Source organism: Mucilaginibacter sp. MD40 (genome assembly GCF_002288635.1).
GTDB lineage: Bacteria > Bacteroidota > Bacteroidia > Sphingobacteriales > Sphingobacteriaceae > Mucilaginibacter.
Genome location: NZ_NRSW01000001.1, coordinates 2,561,852 through 2,585,509 on the forward strand (window position 1 = coordinate 2,561,852; position 23,658 = coordinate 2,585,509).

Below are 23,658 nucleotides of genomic sequence, written 5' to 3' on the forward strand. Positions count from 1 at the left end.
GACTCCCTCATTGGTTGATGAGGGGCTCGCTTTTTTATACGAATATATTTTAAAGTGCAACTTTGCCGTGTTTGCCTTCGTCGTATTGTTTGCCGGTTAGCGTAGCCTTTAGCATATTAAATAGCACTACCATCCGGCTGCTGCTGCTATCCCAATATTCGGCATCGTTAGGGATAACCTTTAGCAAGGTAAGTTTCGGATCATCTAATCCTTGCGGGAAAAAAGCCTGGATAAACGGATTCCATAATTCTTTCATCTTTTCCCTGTCTTCAACCACTTGCGCGGTAGCGACAATACTTAAATAGGTATGGTTTTTTACGTCTGAATACGTGAGCGAAACCGTGTTCTCCATGGATATCTCACTTACTTTTGGCGAGTACTCATTAGTAAAGAACCAAATATTACCCTCACTATCAATATCCGCGGTGCCCATTGGGCGGCTATGAAAACCCTTTTCTTCCGTATAAGTGGTTAGCATAGCTGTTTTAATTTCCTTAACCTTGTCCTTTAAATATTCAAGGCCTTCTGTTCTTGACCAATCGCTGCTCATATTGTTTTCTATATATAATCATGAAAACAACCATGTAAACAATTATTTGTTGGGTTTACTTACATAAATATTTTCACGTACATAAAAACGATAAGGCAATAACGCGTCATCGCCGGCGTAATCAACACCTATACGTGGTACAGCGGCTATTTGCTCATCTGCAAACGTTAATCCCCTGTCTTCTATCCAAATCGTTTTACTTTGCAGGCTTTCGGCGTTTATTTTGCGCGAAATGCCGAGTGCTTTAGCTACGGATCCCGGGCCACGCGTAAGGTTAGGCTTTATTGAATCCACGTTTCGCCTGCGCAACATAACTTCCAATCCATCAGTAGGTTGTATAGCTCTAATTAAAATAGCATGCGGTACATCCTTTGCAGAAACCACTACATTAAGCATTTCATGTATACCGTAACAAAGGTAAACATAAATGATACCGCCCTGCATATACATGGTTTGTGTACGGGGTGTAAAACACCCCCCAAAAGCATGTGAGGCTTTGTCAATAATACCGGCGTAAGCTTCTGTTTCAACTATGTAACCTCCGGTAAGCTCACCATCAATGCGGGTAAAAAGATATTTACCCAAAAGGTCGCGACTAAGCGCTACCACATCCTGGCTTTCATAATACTCTTCAGGTAGTTTCATTTTAATATTTGATGGATGATCTTATTGATCTCATCGGCGTGGTCAAACACCATCATATGCGTCCCCCCTTTAATGACAGCAGTGGGTGCTTTTATGTTTTTGTAAGGAAAAACCAGGTCATGGTCGCCAATTATGTGATAAACATTTTTTGGTACGGTTTGATTACGCCAGGCAAGCACCGCGCCCATAGCCCATTTTAAAAAATTAGGCGAAGAACCTGTAAGCATATTTTTAAATAACATCTTATCCTGCATAGGCATAGCGCCAAAAATATACTCTACCAAAAAGCTCATTCTGTTAAACACCTTACCCGGGATAATTTTGTATAGGGGCAATTTGCGAAAGACCTTAAAATATATGGGAGCTTCCGCATCTGTTTTTATGCTGGAGATTAGGATTGCGCAACGGAGACAAATAGATTTTGCTATTTCGGTAGATATAATACCGCCAAGCGACACACCTATCACCACATCACCAGTTAATATATTATATTGGCTTATAAGACTTTGAGCATAACTAACTAAAGTATCATCCTCATTTGGAAGCAGCCAGTCTGCATATACCACTTCATATCCATCGGGAATAAGAATATGTTTATAAAGCCGTTTATCGGCACCTAAGCCGGATATAAGTATGGCCTTAGGCATTAAATTTAATTAGCTGAGTTACTTGTTTCAGATATCGGGCATCCACTTCGTCAAAGGTGTCCAGTTCTTCACTGTCTACATCTAATACGCCTATTACCTCTCCATGTGAAAATAGCGGCAGTACAATTTCTGACTTTGACAGCGAACTACAGGCTATATGCCCCGGAAAAGCTTCCACGTCAGGCACAATTAAAGTTTCGGCTTTATCCCAGGCTGTACCACAAACACCCCTGCCCTTCGCTATACGCGTACATGCCACAGGCCCCTGGAAAGGCCCTAAAACCAGCTCATTGTTTTTAACCAGATAAAAACCTACCCAAAACCATTTAAATTGCTCCTTTAAAGCAGCTGCAATATTAGCCAGGTTAGCGACCAGATCGGTCTCGCCATCAAGCAGTCCTTGTATTTGCGGTAACAATGACTGGTATTGCTCTTCCTTATTGGTTGAATGGGTTATTTTGAGATCTTCTGCCATGCAGCAAAAGTAATTACACTATCCTGAAAGTAAATAAGCTAAATATCATATTTAATATTTTAATTCGCATTTAAATGATTGTTAGCCTCACCATTGTACGTTACCCAAAAGCGATGATACCTTTTGCGCTTATTTCTATGGCTTTACACCGGCTGCCTTTAATGCTGCAGAGTGGTTGCAGTTTCTGGAAATTGTTGGGCACAGGCCGCAATGGCACGTTTGATCTGCAGCCCGATTGGCAACAATGGGGTTTACTTGCAGTTTGGAATACGACGGATGATTATGAGCAATTCGCGCAAAGATCATTTGTGAGTAAATGGTGGAAAGTATTTGCTAAAGAACAATGGACTATTATTTGCCGCCCCCTACAAAGCCACGGAAAATGGGATGGCAAAGAACCCTTTGGCAAATCTGATACTAAAGAAACCGATGGCCCTATAGCCGTACTTACCCGCGCTACCATAAAAATGAGCCGATTGAAGAACTTCTGGTCGCATGTGGATGAAGTGGCTGATATTATGTCCAAAGCTCCCGGATATATTACTTCTGTTGGTGTAGGCGAAGCGCCTGTTTACAGGCAGGCTACTTTCTCTATATGGCAAAGCTTTGATCAAATGAAGGCTTTTGCTTACAAGAGTAAGGAGCATGCCGAGGTGATCAAAAAAACACGTAGCGAAGGCTGGTATAGTGAGGAGCTTTTTGCAAGGTTCCAAATATTAGAGAGCAATGGCACCATTAACGGACATGATCCATTAAACGGATTATTGTAACCTATCTTAACTTCAGGGGATTTAGCTTATCGAACGTATGCGTTTTGTTTACAAAAAACTCCCATACCATACTACCGTTGTACATACCGGTAAGCAGCGAGCCATTTTTAATTTTAGTGGTTTTACCTTTTTTGCTGCTAAATAACCTTCGTACAAAATTCTGATGGGCACGGCTAACGGCCCAGGCATCCTTACGTTTGCCTTCCATTAGGAAACGGAATAAAGCCAACAGATCCATCCAGAAACGCAGCCCGATTATCCAGAATGCACGCCATACAGGCAGGTTATTCTTTAACAGCAACAGGTTGTTGCGAAAGTTAAGGTAGGTTTTAAACGGGTTTTCGGAATTGAGCGTGCCACCCCCAACGTGGTAAACGGTTGATTCGGCACAATACATTACTTTATACCCCATGTTTTTTAGCCGCCAGCAAAGATCAATTTCTTCCATATGGGCAAAAAAACTCTCATCAAACCCACCTGCTTCGTCCCAGTATTTCTTTTTTACAAACATGGCGGCGCCTGTAGCCCAAAATACCTCTCCGGTAATGTCATACTGGCCCCTGTCCTCTTCTATTTCGTAAAATATACGACCACGGCAAAACGGATAACCAAACTTATCTATAAAGCCCCCGGCTGCGCCGGCATGTTCAAAATGTGTTTTTTGATGATAAGCCTTAACCTTCGGCGCGGCAGCGGCTATAGTAGCATCGCTTTCCATCAATGCGATAACAGGTTCGATCCATCCTGGTTGTACTTCCACATCCGAATTGAGCAGTATGTAATAATCGGCGTCCACCTGCGCGAGCACGCGATTATAGCCACCGGTAAAACCGTAGTTAGCTTTATTTTCTATGATCCTGATTTGGGGATAGGCACTTTTTAAAAATTCTACCGATCCATCAGTAGAACCGTTATCGCCCACTACAATATCCAGGCCCGGCCAGGTGGAGGCAACAACGTAGGGTAAAAAATCGCGTAGGTATTTGATGCCATTCCAGTTCAGTATCACCACGGCAACCCTTGGTGTGTTCGTCATAATTTACTCAAATGGACCATAGCATAACCCGGCATAAAAAATATACCGGCGCCCCAAGCCGCTTTTCTTGACATTTTTCCCAATTTTGCCACAAACATAAAAAATATATATGATTGCTAACGGTGCTGTTTTACCTATGTTTTACTTGCCCCCTGTTGAATACTTTACCCAACTGATGGCTTTTAAGCCTAATGTGGTGTTTGAAGCGCAGGAACACTTCCCTAAACAAACCTACCGCAACCGGGCTAATGTTTATTCGCCCGATGGTTTGCTGAATCTGGTTGTGCCGGTTATAAAAGGTTCTAAAAACCACACCAAAACCTGTGATGTAAAGATAAGCTACGATTTTAGGTGGCAGCGTTTACACTGGATGAGCCTGCAGGCCTGCTACCGCAGATCAGCATATTTTGAATATTATGAGAATGACTTTGCCCCGTTTTATGAAAAGCGATATGAATACCTGCTGGATTATAACCGGGAATTATTTGAGCTGATACTTCGACTAATGAAAATAAAGCTCGAAGTAAAATTTACGGAGGACTACGAGCCCACTTACAACGGATTAACAGACCTGCGCGGCGCCTTTAACGCCAAAAGCCAAAAAGTAACAGAACAAAAGCCGTATTTTCAAGTTTTTGAGGAACGAAAGGGCTTCTTGCCCAATCTGAGTATTGTGGACCTGTTATTTAACCAGGGCCCTCAGGCTATAAACTATTTATAGGATTTAAATGAGCTACAACGGCAGGGTAAAATATAAACATAAACGCGGGAAGTATGAGGTTGGCTCACAACCGGGCACCATAAACATCCCTGAGGATGCATTAAAGCCCCGCATACATGTTTACTCATTTAATGAGCATGAATTGCTGAGCAGCAAAGGTTCGGATATGGAAACCATAACCCGCCAAATTGATAAGTGCAAAGAGCATACCCATTGGATCAAGATCAATGGCCTTGGTGATGCTGCTTTAATAGAAGACATTGGTACGTTTTTAGGCATTAACAGGCTGGTACTTGAAGATATTGTGAACACGCATCAAAGGGCTAAGTTTGACGAGTACGATGGTTATGTTTTTGGCACCAGCAGGATATTGTATTTTAATGATGAACAGGAGCTTGTAAACTGCCAGTTTAGCAGCATAGTAAAAGATAACATCATTATTAGTTTTGAACAAGATTACAGTGACTACTTCGAGGCTGTAAAAACGCGTTTAAAAGCAGGAAAAGGTGTTATTCGCACAGCTGGTGCAGGTTATATATTTTACGCTCTCACAGATACTATCCTTGATAATTATTTTGTTTTGCTGGCCCAGATCGGTGACCGTGTAGATACCACTGAAGACCGATTATACAAATCGGCCGATAAGAGCATCATGTTTGATGCCCAGCAACTGAAACGCACTTTGATTATTATACGCAGGGCATGCTGGCCCGAACGCGATAAGATCAATGATATGATCCGCAGCGAAAGCCCCGAAATAAGCAAGGAAATTAAAATTTACCTGCGCGACGCGTATGACCACTGCATACAGGCTATGGATATGGTTGAAAGCTATAAGGAGGTAACCAGCAGCATTATTGATCTGTATCTGAGCATGGTAAGTAACCGTATGAACGAGATCATGAAGGTGCTCACCATTATCTCGGTTATATTTATCCCTCTAACTTTTATTGCAGGAGTATACGGTATGAACTTTAGCCGCCAGGATGCGAAAGGCCGGCTTATACCCGATAATATGCCCGAACTTTACGCGCACCATGGCTACGTGTATACACTAATTGGGATGTTTGTGCTGGCGGTAATACAGTTGGTTGTATTCTGGAAAAAAGGCTGGTTCAACAAATTATAAGCGGGGAGTATTTCGCCCGTATTTTGTTTTTATTTCCACCAAAAGTTTATCAACACCATTAGTTTTTATCTCAAAAACGGTGCTCAACATCATACCCAGCTTACCTGGTTGGAAGCCTCCCCTGCTATGCATCCACTCCAGGTAATACACCGGAAGGTCGCACAACAAGGTATTCTTATATTTACCAAAAGGCATGCGCGTGTTTACAATATCAATTAAAATGCGGGGATCGGGCGTAATACTTTCCACGCCGTAAACATACAACAATTAAGGCTTACCACAGGCTGCGGACTAACAGAAACGCAGCTACAGACGCTGCAGCCGCAAAGCCTATGGTTTGCTTGGCCCCGACTTTTACCGGTGGCACATAGCGTACACCACGCTCATCGGCTATAGCAGCACGCTTTACGTACCGGCCGTTTTCCGGTAATGCCAAAGTTTTAAAATCTTCTGATAGTTGGTTTAATGCCGTTGTAAGCTCCCTGCCACGCATTACAGGGCCATGGCCTGTAGCTGCGATACGTGGCTGTAATTCGGCAAGTTCACGAACCGAGTGCTCTGCAGCCTTCCAATCTGTAGTAATGTATTTAGGCGGGCCGCTGATATGCTTGATATTACCCAATAAATAAGTTGCTGATTCAGTAACCGTTGTTGTAAATGCATCACCTGCTATAAGCGTAGTGTTCAAAGGTAAAAAAAGCGAGATATGCCCTGGCGTATGCCCCGGCGTATGGATCACTTTCCATTCCGGTAATTCGGGGATACCCTCATACATATCTATCTCACGCAGGTTTCGGCTAATATTAATAGGCTTCACCGGCCAAATCCATGACAACATGGTCATTAGCCCTCCTCCAACACCGGGATCAGCAGGTGGATAAGATGAAAGCCCTGTTAAATAAGGTATTTCGAGTTTATGAGCATAAACAGGCACATTCCAATGTTTCAACAACTCTTTTATAGAACCCGAATGATCTGCATGGCCATGGGTAAGTACTATGGCAGCAGGCCTTGTGCCGGGGCCAAAAAGTTTTTCGGCCGCTGCTATAATATCTTTTTCAGAACCCTTTATCCCCGTATCTACCAGTACCCAGCCCTTTCCCGCGCTTCTGCGGTTAGCTATCATGTACACATTTACAAAATACTGTTTCAACCCCCACACGCCTTGCGCCACCTGAAAATACTTAGCACTCATTACCTGATATTAATCTAAATTGGTTATTAAATTAACATGTAGCTAATAACAAAAGTTTTGGGATTGGCTTGAGTTGTTAGTAAGATAAGGAATGTTAATAATTGAAATGCAAGGTATTATTTATGAAAAAAGGCAATCAATAGATCGCCTTTTTAGTGTTTATTCATTGGTTACTTTTTTAGCCATTTGTCTTCAAGCACCTTCATGAAATATCCGCCGACAACACTTCGGGCCTGAAACCCCACCTGTTTTCCATCGGTAGTTTCGTGCCAGTCGCTGAGCGGTACCCTTGTAGGGGTTTCTGTAGCGTATTTGTAGATAGGATTTATCAGCGCTTTAAAATCATCCTGGTTATTGGTTAATGAAGCTGTCCAGATGATCCAGTCTGATTTTGTATAAGTTCTACGGCTGTCTAACGGTAAGCCAAAGTCGTTCTGTTTAGACAAGTAATACTTGATCTCCTTGTTATAGATCTCCTGCGGAAAAATATGTATGTTGAGCAGCTTATCCCAAACCAGGTTATACTTCTGGCTCCAGGTATCCGGCTTGCCAAAAACCAATGAATAGTGGTCGCCTGCATCAGCCATTTGCATCCACCGGCCTACATAATCTTTAGCAGTTGCATGATATTTTTGATAAGTCGCGTTATCTCCAAGCATCTGCGCCATCATAGCGTATGCGGATATACCATTTATGGCCTTTAAGGATAAATTGGCGTTACGTGCAAGGTGGCCCGCAAAGTCATCGGTACAAAGTTGGTTAGTTGGGTCGAGGCCATCTTTTACCAAAAAGTTTACCCATTGTGTAAGCGTTTTCCAATGCTTTTTAGCATAGGCGGCGTTGCCTTCTGCCCGTGCAATAGCCGCGGTCAACAGCACCATATTACCCGATTCTTCCACAGGCATGTCCTCGCCATAAGTCTGCCCGTTGGCTATGGGATAAGTACCCAGGTCATGAGCTGCCCAGGGCTTTTTAAATTTACCGCTCTCGCTGTAATAGAATATGCCATTTAACATCCCCTTCAATAAGTCGGGGTTATATACCAGGTACAATGGAGCGGATGGATAGGTAACGTCTACTGTGTTAATGGAACCATTGCTAAAGTTTTCTTTTGACAGGAACAATATCTCACCCTGAGGGCTTTTTACCAGCGCGTGCGCGGAGATAGATTGCCTGTACGCCATGGCGCATAGTTTAGCGTAGTCATCCCCACCTGCCGCTAATGCCTTTGCATAAAGCTGTTTATCAAAAGCCACACATTTGGCCATAATAGCTTTATAGTTTGCAGCGGCCTGCGTTAGTTCACCTGTAATAGTTTTATTATTATTCCTGTTCCACCATGGGCGCAGGTTTTTACCAAAATATTGCACGGAATAAATATCATCGTAGCCTATCTCAATAAATTTTTCTACCGATGCCGCGCCAACTTTATCAAACGGAATAACAGTATTCAGTACGATATCCGTACCTTTTGAAATACCGGTAATCGGCTTATTATTGATGAATGATGGAACAGATTGTTCGGTGTTACTAACGTATTGCGCTACACGACCCTGGGCAACTGGTGCTGCTATGTATACATACCCCCAATCAATACGCAGGTCATCCCCTCGCTTTTTAAGTATAGGTTGTTCCGTTGTGCCGGCTTTAAGCATCTGTAAGCCATTATTGCTATTAACTTGAGCAACCACCTGTTGTACAGGTGCAGTGCGGGCCAGATCTGCCGATGCACCTAAATAAACCTTTAGCTTGTGATTTTTACCATCAGTAGCGGAAACTTTGAAATGCACATAGGTAACCGGCCGTGACAACAGATCGAGATTGTCCATTAACAATGGCGAAGTAAAAGTAAGTTCAAGGTTAGCTTTACCAGCCTTGAACTTATAAATGGTACGAGTTGCTGTTAGGATACGCTCTGTCTGTTCGGCTATTTTAATATCCTGGCCTTCCTGGGGTTTTTGCTCATCCGCTAAACCGGCATCAAGCCAGGCACCCCCACCTGTGTTGGTGCAATGGAGGGCCAGCACATTTTCACCATCCTTTAATTTATCCAGCACATTTTTGCTGAGTAGAATCGGTTGTAATTCGCCGTTTGCACCATCGCTAATATTTATCTTTTCGCCATTAAGGTATACCTCGGCCTGGTCGTCATGGCGCAAACGCAAGATCAGTTTATTAACATCCGTTTTACGATATTTAAAAGTACGCCTTACCCACAAGTCCCGGCTTTTCCATACGGTTTTTACCTGGGCGGGATCATCTCCTAAGGGCGCCATTCCGCTTTTCCAGCCACTGGCATTAAAACCCGGCTCCTCCCAGCCCGCAGCCGGTGCTGTTTCGGTATATTTAACTGCATAAGGAGCCTCTTCACCAGAAGACAATAGCGTACGATAAGTAACCGGCTGCTTCCCCATAAAACGATAAACCTCACCATCCACTTTTATCAGGCCGATCATCGACTGGTTCTTACCGGTCCAGTGGCGCGTGGTTGACTCGTTCAGCTTGTCGGTAAAAGACCATACACTAAAATATGGGTTATGCGTAATTAATGGATAGGCCGGCGCCTTGGTTGCCTGGGCATATACCATTTCATTACCCAGCAGACCTATAATGGCCGTGCAAAATAACTTAATAGATTTTCTCATAGAAACGCATTTATTCAATTGGTAGATAACTATTTATCAATTATCAATTAAGCTAATAATTGAGGTTTTTGTGTGTAAGTTTCCCACAGGAGCTCGCCAAACAATGTATTGGCCCATGCAAACCACTTACGCGTGAATTTGGTAGGATCATTCTTATGGAACGACTCATGCATAAAGCCTGTACCACCGTGCGTTTTACGCAGCATCTCTATACATTCTTTTATTTCCGCGTCGTTGTTACTGGTAAGCGCCCTGATGATGATACTGATTGGCCATATCATATCCTTACCAATGTGCGGGCCGCCGATACCTTCGCCAGCTGTTCCTTTAAAGAAGAAAGGGTTATTTAATGACAGCAGCATTTTACGGGTATTAAGGTAAACAGGATCGGTATTTTTAACAGCATCCAGATATGGCAGGCCCAGTAAGCTCGGTACATTTGCATCGTCCATAAGGTTAAAGCTGCCAAACCCGTTTACTTCATAAGCATATATTTTACCATAATCAGGATGATCAATAACGGCATGTTTTTGCAGAGCGGCATCAACCTCGGCAGCCAGCGCGTTTAGTTGCGCGGCAAGGTCTGTATCTTTAGTAATTGCCGTTACCATTTCTGCCGCTTGTTTAAGGCTTATTACCGCGAAAAAGTTAGATGGTATTAAAAATGAATAAATGGTAGCATCATCGCTCGGGCGGAAAGCCGAACAAATAAGGCCTACCGGTTTAACCGGGTACCCAAAACCATTCATAGGTACACCGTCTGTAGCCCAAGAGGTTTTGCGCTGGAAAGAGTATGGGCCGTCATTTTCTTTGCGCTGCTGCTCACGGAATGTTTTTAATATATTTTCAATAGCCGATTTCCAGCGGGCATCGAACGGCGTGGTATCGCCCGTTAGTTTCCAGTATTTATAGGCCAGGCGTATAGGATAACATAAAGAATCTATCTCCCATTTACGCTCATGAAGACCTGGTTTCATGTCTGTAACATCGTCCTTCCACTCACCTACCTTGTTGGGGTCATCGTAAAAGGCATTTGCATAAGGGTCACGCAAAATACAGGTGACCTGACGGTTAATTACACCGGCCACCAGCTTTTTCAATTCAGCATCCTTATTAATAAAAGCGATATAAGGCCAAACTTGAGCACTACTGTCGCGCAACCACATAGCATCAATATCACCTGTAATTACGTAAGTATCGGGCTTGCCGTCGATTAGTTTATAGGTAACGGTAGTATCCAGCGTGTTAGGGAAACAGTTTTCAAAAAGCCAGCCCAGTTCAGGGTTTTTTACTTTTGACTTAAACTCGCTTATAGCCTTTTCAACGGATGTACTTTTAAACCTGCGTTGAGCCGGTGCAATCCTTACTACCGGGAAAGCAGCATTTGGTGACGCAAGTGAAATCTTGTTTAAAAAAACACCCGCCCCCAGCAAGGTGGTGCTGCCGATAAATTGCCTTCTCTTCATTTTTATTTAGGTGTGATTATTAGAAAAACCTGTATTGATTTGGTTTCCCGCATAATTACAAATTAAATTTAATATGGAAAAGTTATTATATTATGTTTTTACATTAAACTATAAGTTTGTACATAAACAAAAAATCATTTTGTTCACGTACTTAATTCATAAAAAAAGCTCCTCATGTTTTCACACGGGAGCTTTTTAACATACGTACTTTACCTTATTCGCTACGTAAACTTTTAACCGGGTTTGCCATAGCTGCTTTTATAGTTTGTAAACCAACCGTTGCAAACGCTATCAGTACGGCAACAAAACCGGCGGCTATAAATATCCACCATTGTAGTGATATGCGGTAGGCGAAATTTTGCAACCACAGATTCATTAGCCAATACGCTAATGGCGCAGCAATAATTAAAGCAATTATTACCAATACAACAAACTCAACGGAAAGCAACGATACAAGACCCGCGATTGAAGCACCCAACACTTTGCGTATTCCTATTTCTTTACCTCTTTGCTCGGCCGTAAATGCTGCCAAACCGAATAGCCCAAGGCAAGATATAATGATGGCAACTATTGCAAAGCCAGACATCAGCGTTGAAGCCTTCGCATCCTCACGGTAAATCTTATCAAACTCCTGATCTAAAAACTGGTAAGAGAATGGTTGGCCAGGAAAGTTTTGCTTCCAGATACTTTCTATCCTGGCGATAGCCTGTGCCTGTTTATGCGGCGCGACTTTAACAAGGTAATTTGAGTTCCATTGCTGATTTAATTTAAACACAACCGGCGTTATCTTAGCATGCATAGATTGGAAGTTGAAATCCTTTACTACACCTATCACAACTCCGGTATCGCCCTGAGCTACAAAACGCTGGCCAACATAAGGTTTATGAATATTAAATTGCCTGGCAGCGGTCTCGTTAATAATTACGTTACGCTTATCAGCACTGCCCGGCAAAAACCACCGTCCTGAAGCAAATTTAATGTTTACCAGTTTGGTATAATCGCCATCTACGTTAAAGTAAGTGATACTTGGGTTAAAATCTTTAGGCCGGCCTTCCCAATCGGCACTGCCTGATGAAAAGCTACCGTTTGATTGTATAGATTCCATACCAACCAACGAAGCAGCATTTACAGTTGGTTCCTGCAAGATCGCTTGCTTTAAGGTTGATTTAATAGCAGCCTTTTGCTGGTCATTCATACCCTTTAGTAACTTCCATGAAAGATTGAAAGACATGACCTGAGAACGATCATACCCCGGATTTTGAGATTGCACAAAAGACAATTGCTTGTAAATGGTAATAACCCCGATGATAAGGAAGATAGAGAACGTGAATTGCACTATTACTAATCCTTTCCTCAGTGATGTATCTTTTATCTTCATCACGCTTCCGCCCCTGAATGCACTTAGGGGCTTAAAAGACGATAGCAGCATTGCCGGATATATACTGTTGAGCACGATAGTAATCATCAAAGTACCTGTTATGATCAACCATAGATAACCTGAACCTGTTGTTAAGGAGAAGTTACGATCAGTAAAGCTATTGAAAGAAGGCAAAGCCGCACTTATAATAATTATTGTTAGAATAAGGGCTAACAAACTGATTACTGCCGACTCTGTCACAAATTGTTTAAACAAATGCCCCCTGCCTGCTCCAACGATCTTCTTAACGCTTACCTCTTTTGACCTGAGGCTTGCCCGGGCAGTAGTTAGATTTACGTAATTGATACAGGCTATAATTAGCAGCAATGCACCTAAAATAACAAATATGTAAACCACTTTTTTATCGGCATGCACTAAGCCCGAACCCTGAAGGTCGTCTTCAAAATGCATCTCCTTTAAATTTCTCAGAGTGAGGCTGAGATTATCATTCTTATCCCGGTGTGGCTTAATAATGCCTTTTAGATTTTCAAGAGCGTGTTTTAAATTAGTTCCGGGTTTAAATTTGACGAACGTGATATAAGAAAAATTTCCCCATCCCATATCGTTCTTTTTTTCCTGCGGTACAGTTTGCCTTGCTGCAATGGGAATGAACAAATCAAATTTAAAGCTCGAGTTTGCAGGAGCGTCTTTTACCACTGCCTGCACCTGGTAATTAGCAGAATCGATACGTATAGTTTTACCTATTGGATCCTGGTTGGCGAAATACTTTTTAGCCGTACTTTCTGAAAGGATAATGCTGAATGGATTTTTATTGAACGCTATAGCATTCCCAATTACAAAATTAGCGTTAAAAACATCAAACCAGGATTGATCAACGTAAGCAGCATTTTCTTCTTTGAAAAACTCACTGTTGATATCAAGGTATAACGGCACGCCCTTCATTGGAAGCACTCTGGTAACTGCAGTAACTTCGGGCATGGTCTTTTTTGCTTCTAATCCCAACTGGTATGGAGAGCTTTCCCATACCCAAGTTTCGTTCTTGTCAATAGCAAGGTGACTGGTTATCCGGTAAATGTTTTCAGCGTTGGGTTGGTCGTTGTCAAACGTAAACTCGTTGTGTACCCAAATAAATATGAGTACGGCAGCGGCCATGCCAACAGATAAACCTGCAATATTGATAAAGCCTGTTGAGCGGTGTTTCCAAAAAGTTCTCCAGGCGGTTTTAAAGTAGTTTTTTAACATCTCTCAAGCAATAAAATTATATTAAATAAAGCCGTTTGCTAAACGGCCCCTAATCGTTATTCTTTAAGCTTTTAACAGGATTTGCGAGTGCGGCCTTTACCGATTGAACACTAATAGTGGCCAAAGCTATGGCAGTAGCAGCAAACGCCGAGAACACAAATACCGACCAACCAATGCTGGTTTTGTAAGCAAAGTCCTGCAGCCATCTGTTCATGGCATACCAGGCCACAGGTAACCCGATAGCGGTAGATACAGCAATTAGTATCATAAATTCGCTTGCTAACAGCGTTATAATTCGGGCTACACTTGCGCCTAAAACCTTGCGAATACCAATTTCGCGCGTTTTAACCTGCGCTGAGTAGGTAGCCAGGCCGAACAACCCCAGGCACGAGATGACAATGGCTATTACAGAAAATATATTGAAGAGTTGGCCCTGCCTGCTATCGTCACTATAAATTTTACGATAGCTTTCGTCCAAAAATGCATAGTTGAATGGCACATCGTTATTGTACTGTTTCCACACAGCTGTACTAACGGCAATGGCTCTTTGGGCATTGGCATTGGTAGTTTTAAGGTAAACACGCCAACTGTTCGCCGGACTATACTGGAAAACAACGGGCTCAATTTTCCTATGAAGATTTTGGAAGTGGAAATCTTTAACCACCCCAATTATGGTTCCGTTAATGGTTTGTATCCTGAGGCGTTTACCTATCACATTGCCGGTAAGGCCCATTTCCTTAACGGCTGTTTCATTGATAATGAAGTGCGAACTATCCGCAACGGCGCCGGTAAAATTGCTGCCTTGTATGAGCTTTATTTTAAAGAAATCAATAATATTCTTATCGCCATGTATTTGATTGAACCATAGGTTGGATGATTTTGGTTTGCCATCCCAATCGTTATTACCGGTTGAGGGGCCTCCAACAACCATGTTGCGACTGGATACGGTGGCCGATAAAATAGAGGGATCCTTCCGGAGCTCATTCATCACCGCATCAGCATGCTTGTGCATATCACTGCGCATAGTGAAGGTGAGTATATTTTCTTTATCGTAACCAAGGTCTTTTGTGAGGATGTATTTTAGCTGCTTGCCTATGATGAGCGTGCTTACAATAAGCACTACCGATACACTGAATTGCAACACTACTAAAATCCTGCGGAATGCAGCGGTACCTATACCGGCGGTGATCTTGCCTTTTAAGGCCTTCAATGGCTCAAACGAAGAAAGTAGCAAAGCCGGGTAAATGCTCGATGCCGTTAGGGTACCAATTAGCGTTATAGCTATACAAGCCCAAACGTTAAAACTGGTTAAACTTAACGTGATCTGCTTGCCGGAGAATTGATTATAATACGGCAACAAAACGAACATCAATGTAATGGCCAATACCGCGGCTAAAGCAAATAACAGCATTGTTTCTACCATAAACTGCATAAACAATTGAAATTTCCCCGCGCCGATGATCTTGCGCATACTCACTTCCTTAGCCCTAAGCATTGCCCTTGCGGTTGAGAGATTGACATAGTTGATACATGCTATAACCAGTATCATGATTGCCACAATACCAAATGTGCGAACGGTTGACATACCGCCATCGGCACCATCAGCCTGGTAGAGGTGCATTTTAGGTAAAGCCTGTGTAAGATATGGCACTGGGGCATCTTCCGGTTTTTGCCGCTCATGTATCGCTTGCAGCTTTTTTTCCAACTTAGCGGCGTTAGTATTTGGCTTTGTAAGTAAATACGTTTGGAAAGAAAAACTTGACCAGTCTGCATCCATCGACGGCACCGTTGTTTTACCATCGTAGCTGGTTTTGCTTTTAACGTAGGCGAGGTAATTAAACCTTGATAAAGGCAACATCACATGGTACTGAAAACTGGAGTTTTTAGGATAATCAGCAATTACGCCGGTAACGGCAACAGGCTCATTCTGTCCGATAACAACGGTTTTACCTATCGGATCTTCATTGCCAAAATATTTTTTGGCGGTACTTTCTGTAATTACAACTGAATTGTTATCGGGAAATGGATCTCGTTTATCGCCCCTGATCAACGGGAAATCAAAAACTGAAAAATAAGATGGATCAGTGAAGCAAAAATTATCTTCGTAAAAAATCTTGTCTTTATACTTAAATGGAGCTTCCCCTACGGACATGATACGTACCCCATCTTTAACTTCCGGTATCTCTTTTTTGGCAAAGGTTGCTACCGGGGCTATAATGCTGCTAAAGATCTGTTTGCTTAAACCGGTGCCGCCAACAATTCCGACCTTGTAAATATTATCGGCTTTGGTGTTGAAACGGTCATAGCTCAATTCGTCCTGCACCCAAAGCAACATAAAAATCCCCACCACCAAACCAACAGTTAGTCCGGTTATATTTATGGCAGCATAAAACTTATTGGCTAAAACGTTGCGCCAGGCAGTTTTAAAGTAGTTTTTAAGCATCTTTTTTAAATTAGAAATTCATAAAATGCAGCCTGTTGTAAAGGCTAACTTCTGATTCTTATTCGCTACGTAAACTTTTAACCGGATTAGTTAAAGCGGCTTTTACAGCTTGCGAACTAACTGTTAAAATAGAGATGACTGTAGTAATGATAGCTGCAACGATAAACACCCATACGCTAATTTCAACATGGTAGGAATACTTGGTTAACCATTGATCCATAAAGTACCAGGCCAAAGGAACTGATATGGCAAAAGCTACGCCAACCAACTTTAGAAAGTCTTTTGAAAGCATAGATGCTACACCAATAACCGAAGCACCAAGCACCTTACGTACCCCTATCTCTTTAATGCGGTTTTGGGCCATATAAGTAGCCAGGCCAAACAAACCAAGGCACGATATAAATATGGTTAGCCCTGCAAATAACGACGCAAGCGTACCCATCCGTTGTTCATCCTGAAATTTAAGGCCGTATTCCTCGTCAACAAAGTGGTATTCAAAAGGATATTCTGAATTATACTTTTTAAATACAGATTCGGCCAGTTTCAGGCTTTGAGCAGTACTCAGTTTATCATTTAATTTAAAATGTATCACATTGAACCAGGATGATGGCCCCTGAATGATCATTTGTTTTACCGGCTCGTAGGGTGATTGTAGTATGAAATCTTTCACCACTCCCACTACAATGTACTTGGAGTTACCATTACGTACCACCTGTCCTACTGGGTGTTTAAAGCCCATTACCTTCACCGCTGCTTCATTCAGCATAATTGCGCTTGAATCGCTTGGGTATTTAGTGATATCAATATCGCGGCCATCAATGATCTTCAAGCCCATTGTTTTGGTAAAACTGCCGTCGGTATTAAAAATATTAAAATCAATTTTCGACGTTTCCTGCTTTCCATCCCAGCTAAAACCCCAGGTATCGCTCCACCCCTCTGTTATTGGTGCGCTGGTCTTAGTTACTGCGGTGGCCGCGCCGCTGCTAAGTAGTTCGTTGCGGATGAGTCGATAATTCTTACTCATATCACCAGACATTGTGGTATAGACCAGATTATTGCGGGCGTACCCGGTATCGCGATTCTGTGCGTAATCAAGCTGCTCTTTAACAATAATAGTACAGATAATAAGTACTATTGCAAAGGTGAACTGAGTTACCACCAATACTTTACGAGGCGAAATAGCGGCATTTGCGGCCTTAAACGTTCCCTTTAAAACTTTTACCGGTGCAAAAGACGATAAGTATAATGCCGGATAGCTACCCGCCACCAAGCCGGTAAATACAATGAAGCCTAATACAATTAACCAAAATGATACAGATGAATAAGGTACAAATAACTGTTTCTGCGTAAGGTTATTAAATGCCGGTAATGAAAGAATAATAATTATCAGTGCTATTATGCCGGCAAACAATGCGATAAGCAGCGATTCGCCCATAAATTGCGCTATAAGGCTTGATTTACCCGCGCCAACAACTTTGCGGATACCCACCTCTTTAGCACGCTTTTCACTACGGGCCGTGCTTAGATTCATGAAATTGATACAGGCGATCAATAAAATAAATCCTGCTATGATGCTAAACAGTTTAACCGTTTCAATTTTACCGCCTACTTGTTTGCCTTCTTCGAATTTTGAGTATAAGCGCCATTTACTCGCAGGGTGTACAAATACATCAATATCCTTAATATCCGAATGCGAACGGGTAATATCTTTTACCCTTGCATTAAAAAATGCCTCTGTTATCCCGGGCTTAAGCGTTATGTACGTTTGCACCGAATTATTGCCCCAGTTCTTTTCCTCGCCACCATTGGTTTTTTCCCAATATTTCCAGGGCATCAGATAGCCAAATTTAAAACGGGTGTTATTGGGCAGGTCCTTCATTATACCGGTTACGGTAAAATAATCTACACTGTCAATCTTAATAGTTTTTCCGTACGCCTCCTCGTTACCAAAAAGCGCTTTTGCCGTTTTTTCGGTGAGTACAATATTTTTCATATCGTTCAGCGCGGTATGGCTATCACCTTTCAGCAGCGGAAAGCTAAACATGGTCAGAAAGTCAGGGTCAACAAAATTCCCTTGCAGGTTGAGGCGCTTATCACCAACGCTAAACAAAAAGCTGCCCGCGGTATTACGTGAGGCTTCATCAACCTGCGGATAATCCTGCTTCAGGGCTTTCATCATTGGTTTTGGTGTAGTATTCCATGACCATAATTTTCCATCGAATTTAGATTGGTTATACATGGTATATAACCTATACTTCTTTTCGTGAAAACGATCGTAGCTTACCTCGTTTTGTACCCAAAACAATATAAGGGCCGCGCTGGCCATACCTATGGCCAGGCCTGCGATATTGATGGCTGTAAAGCTTTTATTTTTAACAAGATTACGCCAGGTGATCTTTAAGTAGTTCTTAAACATGATGGTCCGGTTTATTTAATTCTTAAATTACTCGTCCTTTAGGCTGTTAACAGGGTTTAGCATAGCAGCCTTAACCGATTGAAAGCTGATGGTAACAAAGGCTATCAGCAGCGCCGTAAAACCCGCCACGGCTATTACCCACCATTGTATATGTATGCGGTAAGCAAAATCCTGCAGCCATTTATTCATAAGATACCAGCCAAGTGGCGCGGCCACTAAAACTGCCAGCAATACCAGCTTCACAAAATCTTTTGATAACATAGCCACTATTGAAGTAATATCGGCACCTAAAACCTTACGGATACCAATTTCTTTGGTGCGTTGTTCTGCAGCGTAAGCAGCCAGACCAAACAGGCCCATACATGCTACGATGATAGCCAGCACTGTGAATATGACAAAGATTTTTCCGATACGTTGCTCGCTACGGTAAATGGCATCAAAATCCTGATCCATGAATGAATAGTTTATCTGCAGGCTTGGTGAAAATTTTGACCATACGTTTTTTACCTGGCTCATTAGAGCAGGCAGGTTAGCCGTATTTACCTTTACGCTCACAGCTCCGTTGTTTTTACCGAGTTTTAGCACCATAGGTTCAACCTTTTCTCGCAGCGACCTGAAGTTGAAATCTTTTACTATCCCTATTACATGATATTTTATGGTATTGGCTAACTCTGTTTTACCACCTAATGATTGGTATAGCGTTTGATCGCCTGCATCTTTAAATCCAAGGAATTTCGCGGCTGACTCGTTAATGATCACAGCTGATGAATCTGTTTGCATTTCTCTTGAAAAGTTACGACCGGCAGCCATCTTCATTCCGAGGGTTGGTATCCAATCCGCATCTACCTCCCAGGTTTGAGGAAATAATGATTCACGTTGGTTCAGGGTAGCATCCTTAAAAAATATGCGTGTATTGCCCCATCCGGAGGTAGGTAAAAAGCCTGTCATGGTTGAATTGACCACACCGGGTAAACGGGATAACTCCTGCTTAAATGTCCTGGCCTCACCATTCAGCTCAAAAGCATTTTGTATAACCAATACCTGGTTACGGTTATAACCCAGGTTTTTGGTTTGTATAAAATTAAGCTGATTGTATATAACCAGCGTACCGATGATCAGGAAAATAGATATAGAAAATTGAAAAACAACCAGGAAATTGCGCAGCACACTGCTTTTAAACCCGGCAGAAAGCTTGCCCTTTAATACCGCTATGGGTTGGAAAGCCGATAAATAAAATGCAGGATAAGAACCAGCCAGGGCCCCTACCATAATTACTACAACAAACAAAATCGGTATTAACCACAGAAGGGTTGGCACAGTTAGAACGATATCTTTCCCCGCCAACTGGTTAAACCAGGGCAGTAAAATAATGGCTGCAACAAAGGCCGCAGCGGTTGCAAGCAAGGTAACCAGCATGGACTCGGAAAGGAACTGAAAGATCAAGTGCTTGCGGGAAGATCCTAAAACTTTGCGTACCCCTACTTCCCGCGCCCTATTGGCCGAGCGGGCGGTGCTTAAATTCATGAAGTTTACACATGCTATCAGCAAAATAAAAATAGCGATGGCCGAAAATATATAAACATATTGAGCAGAACCATTAGGTGACAGTTCGCCAATACGGGCTGATCTAAGATGTATATCGTCGAGCGGTGATAGGTTTAGTCTGAAATAGCTGCCACTTTTTTCAAACTGATCATAACTCATACCCAGGTCAGCTTGCATTTCCTGACCGCTAAACTTCCTTAAGAATGTTGGTAAACTTGCCTGCAGGGTCTTCGCGTCTTTTTTATCTTTTAGTAAAACGTACGTGTTGTAATTATTTTCCAACCATTTATTTGCACGGCTCTCAGGCAATGATTCCATTGACACAAAAAAGTCAAAGTTAAAATGCGATTGCTGTGGGATGTCTTTTATTACACCGGTTACCTTAAAGTTATCCTTATCGTTAAAAACGATGGTTTTGCCTACGGCATCGGTTGTATTGAAGTATTTTTTTGCGGTTGATTCAGTTAATACGACTGTTTGAGGGTCTTTTAACGCCGTTTGAATATCGCCGCTAATGGCAGGCAATGTGAATATGGGAAACACCCCCGGGTCTGCAAAGGCAATACGGTTTTCTACTATGGTTAGGTTTCCCTTTTTAACATGAGTGGTACCAGCGGGTTTAATTCTGGCTGATTGGGTAATAAAAGGATACTCTGCCTTCAAAGTTTTTGCCAGCGGCGGCATACAAACCGCATATGAAGCCTGGTTGTCGCCCAATTTAAGCTCTGCATTAACCCGAAAAATGCGTTCGTGGTTTACGTTGTACTTATCATAGCTAAGCTCATCAACCACGTAAAGAACGATCATGAGGCAGGATGTTAAACCCAGCGTAAGACCTAAAAGGTTTATTGTGGTGAAACCCTTGTTTTTATTGAGGCTCCTGATGGCGGTTTTTAGGTAGTTTTTAAGCATGACTGTGATGTTTTGTATAGGTGAAAATAGGATCGGGTTTAAGTTAGAAAGGTAAACCAACCCAGCGCCTCCGTCATCAGCGGGGGGAAAAGATAACGGAGGTTTTGGGCGGGAGGCACACTTAACTATAATAAACTAAAGGAATGGCTGGTTTAAACCATAATGTTTTCCATTACGGTTTGTCCGTCTAATAAACGGATAATACGGTGGCTGTAACGGGCATCATGTTCCGAGTGCGTTACCATGATAATGGTAGTACCCTGCTCGTTAAGGTCTGTTAAAAGTTCCATTACATCGTTACCGTTACTGCTGTCCAGGTTACCGGTGGGCTCATCCGCAAGGATGAGTTTTGGTTTATTTACAACCGCGCGCGCAATGGCCACACGTTGTTGCTGACCACCCGATAACTGCTGTGGGTAGTGGTTACGGCGGTGCATGATCTGCATTTTATCCAACACCTCTTCTACCCTTTTCACGCGTTCTGAGGCGCTTACACCAGTATATATCAAAGGAAGTTCAACGTTTTCAAATACAGTTAACTCATCAATAAGGTTAAAGCTCTGGAATACAAAACCTATGTTATGTTTACGCAGATCGGCACGCTTGCGCTCATTAAAATGCGCTACCTCTATTCCATTGAATACATAGCTGCCCTCATCCGGGTCGTCCAGCATACCCAATATATTCAGCAAGGTTGATTTACCACAGCCCGATGGGCCCATGATGGCTACAAACTCGCCGGTATCAACATGCATAGAGAGTTTGTTTAAGGCGATGGTTTCTACCTCTTCGGTGCGATAGAATTTTTCAAGATTAGTAATTTTTATCATTTGGCCTCCTTAAACCCTCCTGCTTTTACGCGAGGAGGGCTTGTTGTTAATTGTGATTTATGTTTTTTACTTTTTAGTTTCTAATTATATAGACGCGGTTAACCGCCTATGTGTTGCAAGTCTGTTGCTATTGTTTTAATACGAGTTCCTGTATATCCCCATAACTTTCGTAGCTTGAGGTAATTACCTTATCGCCTGGTTTTAATCCTTGCAGCACCTCATAATAATCCGGGTTTTGACGGCCTATTTGTATGTCGGTTTTATAAGCCGTTTTACCATCTTCGCTTACTTTAAATATCCAGTTACCACCTGTTTGCTGGTAAAAGCCACCTTTTGGAACCAGTAATGCGGTAGTTTCGTCACTAAGCGCAAGGCGTATCTGTAAAGTCTGGCCTTTACGTATTCCTTTAGGAACGGCGCCTACAAATTGCATATCTACCTGGAAACGGCCGTTGGTAACCTGCGTATAAACCTTCTTTATGGTTAATTTATAAGTTTTATCAGCAAACACGAAATCGCCCATCAAACCATTATATATCCGTGAGAGATAGTGCTCCTCAATATCAACCCGTACTTTAAATCCGTTTTGCGCGTCTATTTGGCCAAGGTGTTCACCCTTATTCTTGTTCTGCCCAACTTCGGCATCCATTGAGGTTAACTGGCCATCAATAGGTGCACGCAAGGTTAAACTGCCTACCTTTTTACGCATCAGGGTTAGCGCGTTTTTCATTTGAGCGTAATGCTCTTGCGCCTGTTGCTCCTGCTGCCTGGTCAACGCGGTATCCTGCTTGAGAATCTGTGTGGTTAAACGTTTGCGGCGTACCTGGTAATCATAGTTATTTTTAGCCGCCTGGTATTCCTGCAGGCCTATGGCCTTTTGTTCATAAAGGCTTTTATCCAGCAGGTAAACACGTTCAGCTTCTTTAAAAGCGTTATCAACATCAGCCATTTGGTTAAGCTTGCTTACGGTATTCTGCTGCGCGTTGTTATGCGCTATCTGCATTTGTGTTTGCTCGCCAAATACTGCCGACTCCTGCGAAGCAAGGCTCAGTTCCTCATCAATGTTGGAAAGTTTGAGTATTGGGTCACCCTTTTTGAGCATCGCACCGTCTTCAACATATTTTTCTTCCACCTGTCCGCCTTCTACGGCATCAAGATATATGGTTGTTAACGGCATTACCACGCCATTAACCGGTATAAATTCCTGAAACGGGCCCTTCTTTATTTCACTTACGGTAATACGCTCTGTATCAACATTTAATTTGCTTTTACCTGATGTAAAAAATATGCTTCCGGCAACTAAAACCACCACTCCTGTTACACCGGCTATGGTCATCAGGCGTTTATTGCTCCATTTCTTTTTTTGTATAACTCTGTCCACGTTATTAGTATATGTTTGGCATACAGATACAAAAACATATGCCACAAATTAAATACCTGTTTAACAGTAAGTTGCGAGTATTTTTTTATTATTTACCGTACGCTTCTGTTACAGGGAGTGTTCGGTTATGATACAGTGAATTTTCGGCCTTATTTTTATTAAAACCGTTTGCTTGTTGATTATCAGCATAATTAATCAATATAAGCTGAATGGTACGATATTTTGTGTTAAA

18 protein-coding genes are annotated in these 23,658 nt (G+C 42.3%); 3 read left to right on the plus strand and 15 right to left on the minus strand.

Translation table 11 applies throughout. The annotated features are described in order from the left end of the window. Nucleotides 1–49: 49 nt before the first annotated feature. The 4 genes from CKK33_RS11565 to CKK33_RS11580 are packed head-to-tail and all read right to left on the minus strand — an operon-like array spanning nucleotide 50 to nucleotide 2,317. Complete coding sequence (locus CKK33_RS11565) at nucleotides 50–550, minus strand: pyridoxamine 5'-phosphate oxidase family protein (RefSeq protein ID WP_095704258.1); 501 nt, start codon at nucleotides 548–550, stop codon at nucleotides 50–52. Nucleotides 551–592: 42 nt separating this feature from the next. After that, nucleotides 593–1,195, minus strand: coding sequence for a DNA-3-methyladenine glycosylase (locus CKK33_RS11570; protein ID WP_095704259.1), 603 nt, complete (start codon nucleotides 1,193–1,195; stop codon nucleotides 593–595). Next, nucleotides 1,192–1,842 (minus strand): alpha/beta hydrolase, encoded by a 651-nt coding sequence (locus CKK33_RS11575; protein WP_095704260.1) that lies wholly within the window; start codon nucleotides 1,840–1,842, stop codon nucleotides 1,192–1,194. Before CKK33_RS11575 ends, CKK33_RS11570 begins: the two co-directional genes overlap by 4 nt. After that, entirely contained in the window at nucleotides 1,835–2,317 is a 483-nt protein-coding gene (locus tag CKK33_RS11580) for a GAF domain-containing protein (RefSeq protein WP_095704261.1), read from the minus strand. The genes CKK33_RS11575 and CKK33_RS11580 overlap by 8 nt, the downstream gene beginning before the upstream one ends. A gap of 74 nt (nucleotides 2,318–2,391) precedes the next feature. On the opposite strand from CKK33_RS11580, the gene CKK33_RS11585 reads away from it, so the two are divergent. Next, the gene (locus CKK33_RS11585) at nucleotides 2,392–3,087 is read left to right on the plus strand and encodes a DUF3291 domain-containing protein (RefSeq protein WP_095704262.1); all 696 of its coding nucleotides are present in this window, start codon (nucleotides 2,392–2,394) and stop codon (nucleotides 3,085–3,087) included. A 1-nt stretch (nucleotide 3,088) separates the two neighbouring features. On the opposite strand, the gene CKK33_RS11590 is transcribed toward CKK33_RS11585, so the two are convergent. Next, nucleotides 3,089–4,123 carry a glycosyltransferase family 2 protein gene (locus tag CKK33_RS11590; RefSeq protein ID WP_095704263.1) on the minus strand — a complete coding sequence of 345 codons (1,035 nt, stop codon included), beginning with the start codon at nucleotides 4,121–4,123 and terminating at the stop codon, nucleotides 3,089–3,091. Between the two features lie 136 nt (nucleotides 4,124–4,259). On the opposite strand from CKK33_RS11590, the gene CKK33_RS11595 reads away from it, so the two are divergent. Next, nucleotides 4,260–4,844: a WbqC family protein gene (locus CKK33_RS11595; RefSeq protein WP_233138197.1), complete on the plus strand. Its 585-nt coding sequence runs from the start codon at nucleotides 4,260–4,262 to the stop codon at nucleotides 4,842–4,844. A 7-nt stretch (nucleotides 4,845–4,851) separates the two neighbouring features. After that, entirely contained in the window at nucleotides 4,852–5,973 is a 1,122-nt protein-coding gene (gene corA, locus CKK33_RS11600; RefSeq protein WP_095704265.1) for a magnesium/cobalt transporter CorA, read from the plus strand. On the opposite strand, the gene CKK33_RS11605 is transcribed toward corA, so the two are convergent. The 10 genes from CKK33_RS11605 to CKK33_RS11650 all read right to left on the minus strand — a co-directional run bounded on the left by CKK33_RS11605 (nucleotide 5,968) and on the right by CKK33_RS11650 (nucleotide 23,426). Then, entirely contained in the window at nucleotides 5,968–6,222 is a 255-nt protein-coding gene (locus tag CKK33_RS11605) for a DUF3820 family protein (protein WP_095704266.1), read from the minus strand. The genes corA and CKK33_RS11605 overlap by 6 nt on opposite strands. Nucleotides 6,223–6,247: 25 nt before the next feature. Beyond that, nucleotides 6,248–7,168 (minus strand): MBL fold metallo-hydrolase, encoded by a 921-nt coding sequence (locus tag CKK33_RS11610; RefSeq protein WP_095704267.1) that lies wholly within the window; start codon nucleotides 7,166–7,168, stop codon nucleotides 6,248–6,250. Nucleotides 7,169–7,338: 170 nt separating this feature from the next. After that, entirely contained in the window at nucleotides 7,339–9,813 is a 2,475-nt protein-coding gene (locus CKK33_RS11615) for a glutaminase family protein (RefSeq protein WP_095704268.1), read from the minus strand. A 47-nt stretch (nucleotides 9,814–9,860) separates the two neighbouring features. Continuing rightward, entirely contained in the window at nucleotides 9,861–11,279 is a 1,419-nt protein-coding gene (locus tag CKK33_RS11620) for a glycoside hydrolase family 125 protein (RefSeq protein ID WP_095704269.1), read from the minus strand. Between the two features lie 214 nt (nucleotides 11,280–11,493). After that, nucleotides 11,494–13,899: an ABC transporter permease gene (locus CKK33_RS11625; protein WP_095704270.1), complete on the minus strand. Its 2,406-nt coding sequence runs from the start codon at nucleotides 13,897–13,899 to the stop codon at nucleotides 11,494–11,496. Between the two features lie 49 nt (nucleotides 13,900–13,948). After that, entirely contained in the window at nucleotides 13,949–16,342 is a 2,394-nt protein-coding gene (locus CKK33_RS11630) for an ABC transporter permease (RefSeq protein WP_095704271.1), read from the minus strand. A 58-nt stretch (nucleotides 16,343–16,400) separates the two neighbouring features. Continuing rightward, nucleotides 16,401–18,758, minus strand: coding sequence for an ABC transporter permease (locus CKK33_RS11635; RefSeq protein WP_095704272.1), 2,358 nt, complete (start codon nucleotides 18,756–18,758; stop codon nucleotides 16,401–16,403). Nucleotides 18,759–18,785: 27 nt separating this feature from the next. After that, nucleotides 18,786–21,215, minus strand: a complete 2,430-nt coding sequence (locus CKK33_RS11640; protein ID WP_095704273.1) for an ABC transporter permease — start codon at nucleotides 21,213–21,215, stop codon at nucleotides 18,786–18,788. A gap of 152 nt (nucleotides 21,216–21,367) precedes the next feature. After that, nucleotides 21,368–22,045, minus strand: a complete 678-nt coding sequence (locus CKK33_RS11645; protein WP_095704274.1) for an ABC transporter ATP-binding protein — start codon at nucleotides 22,043–22,045, stop codon at nucleotides 21,368–21,370. 127 nt (nucleotides 22,046–22,172) lie between these two features. Next, entirely contained in the window at nucleotides 22,173–23,426 is a 1,254-nt protein-coding gene (locus tag CKK33_RS11650) for an efflux RND transporter periplasmic adaptor subunit (RefSeq protein WP_095705834.1), read from the minus strand. Between the last annotated feature and the right edge of the window lie 232 nt (nucleotides 23,427–23,658).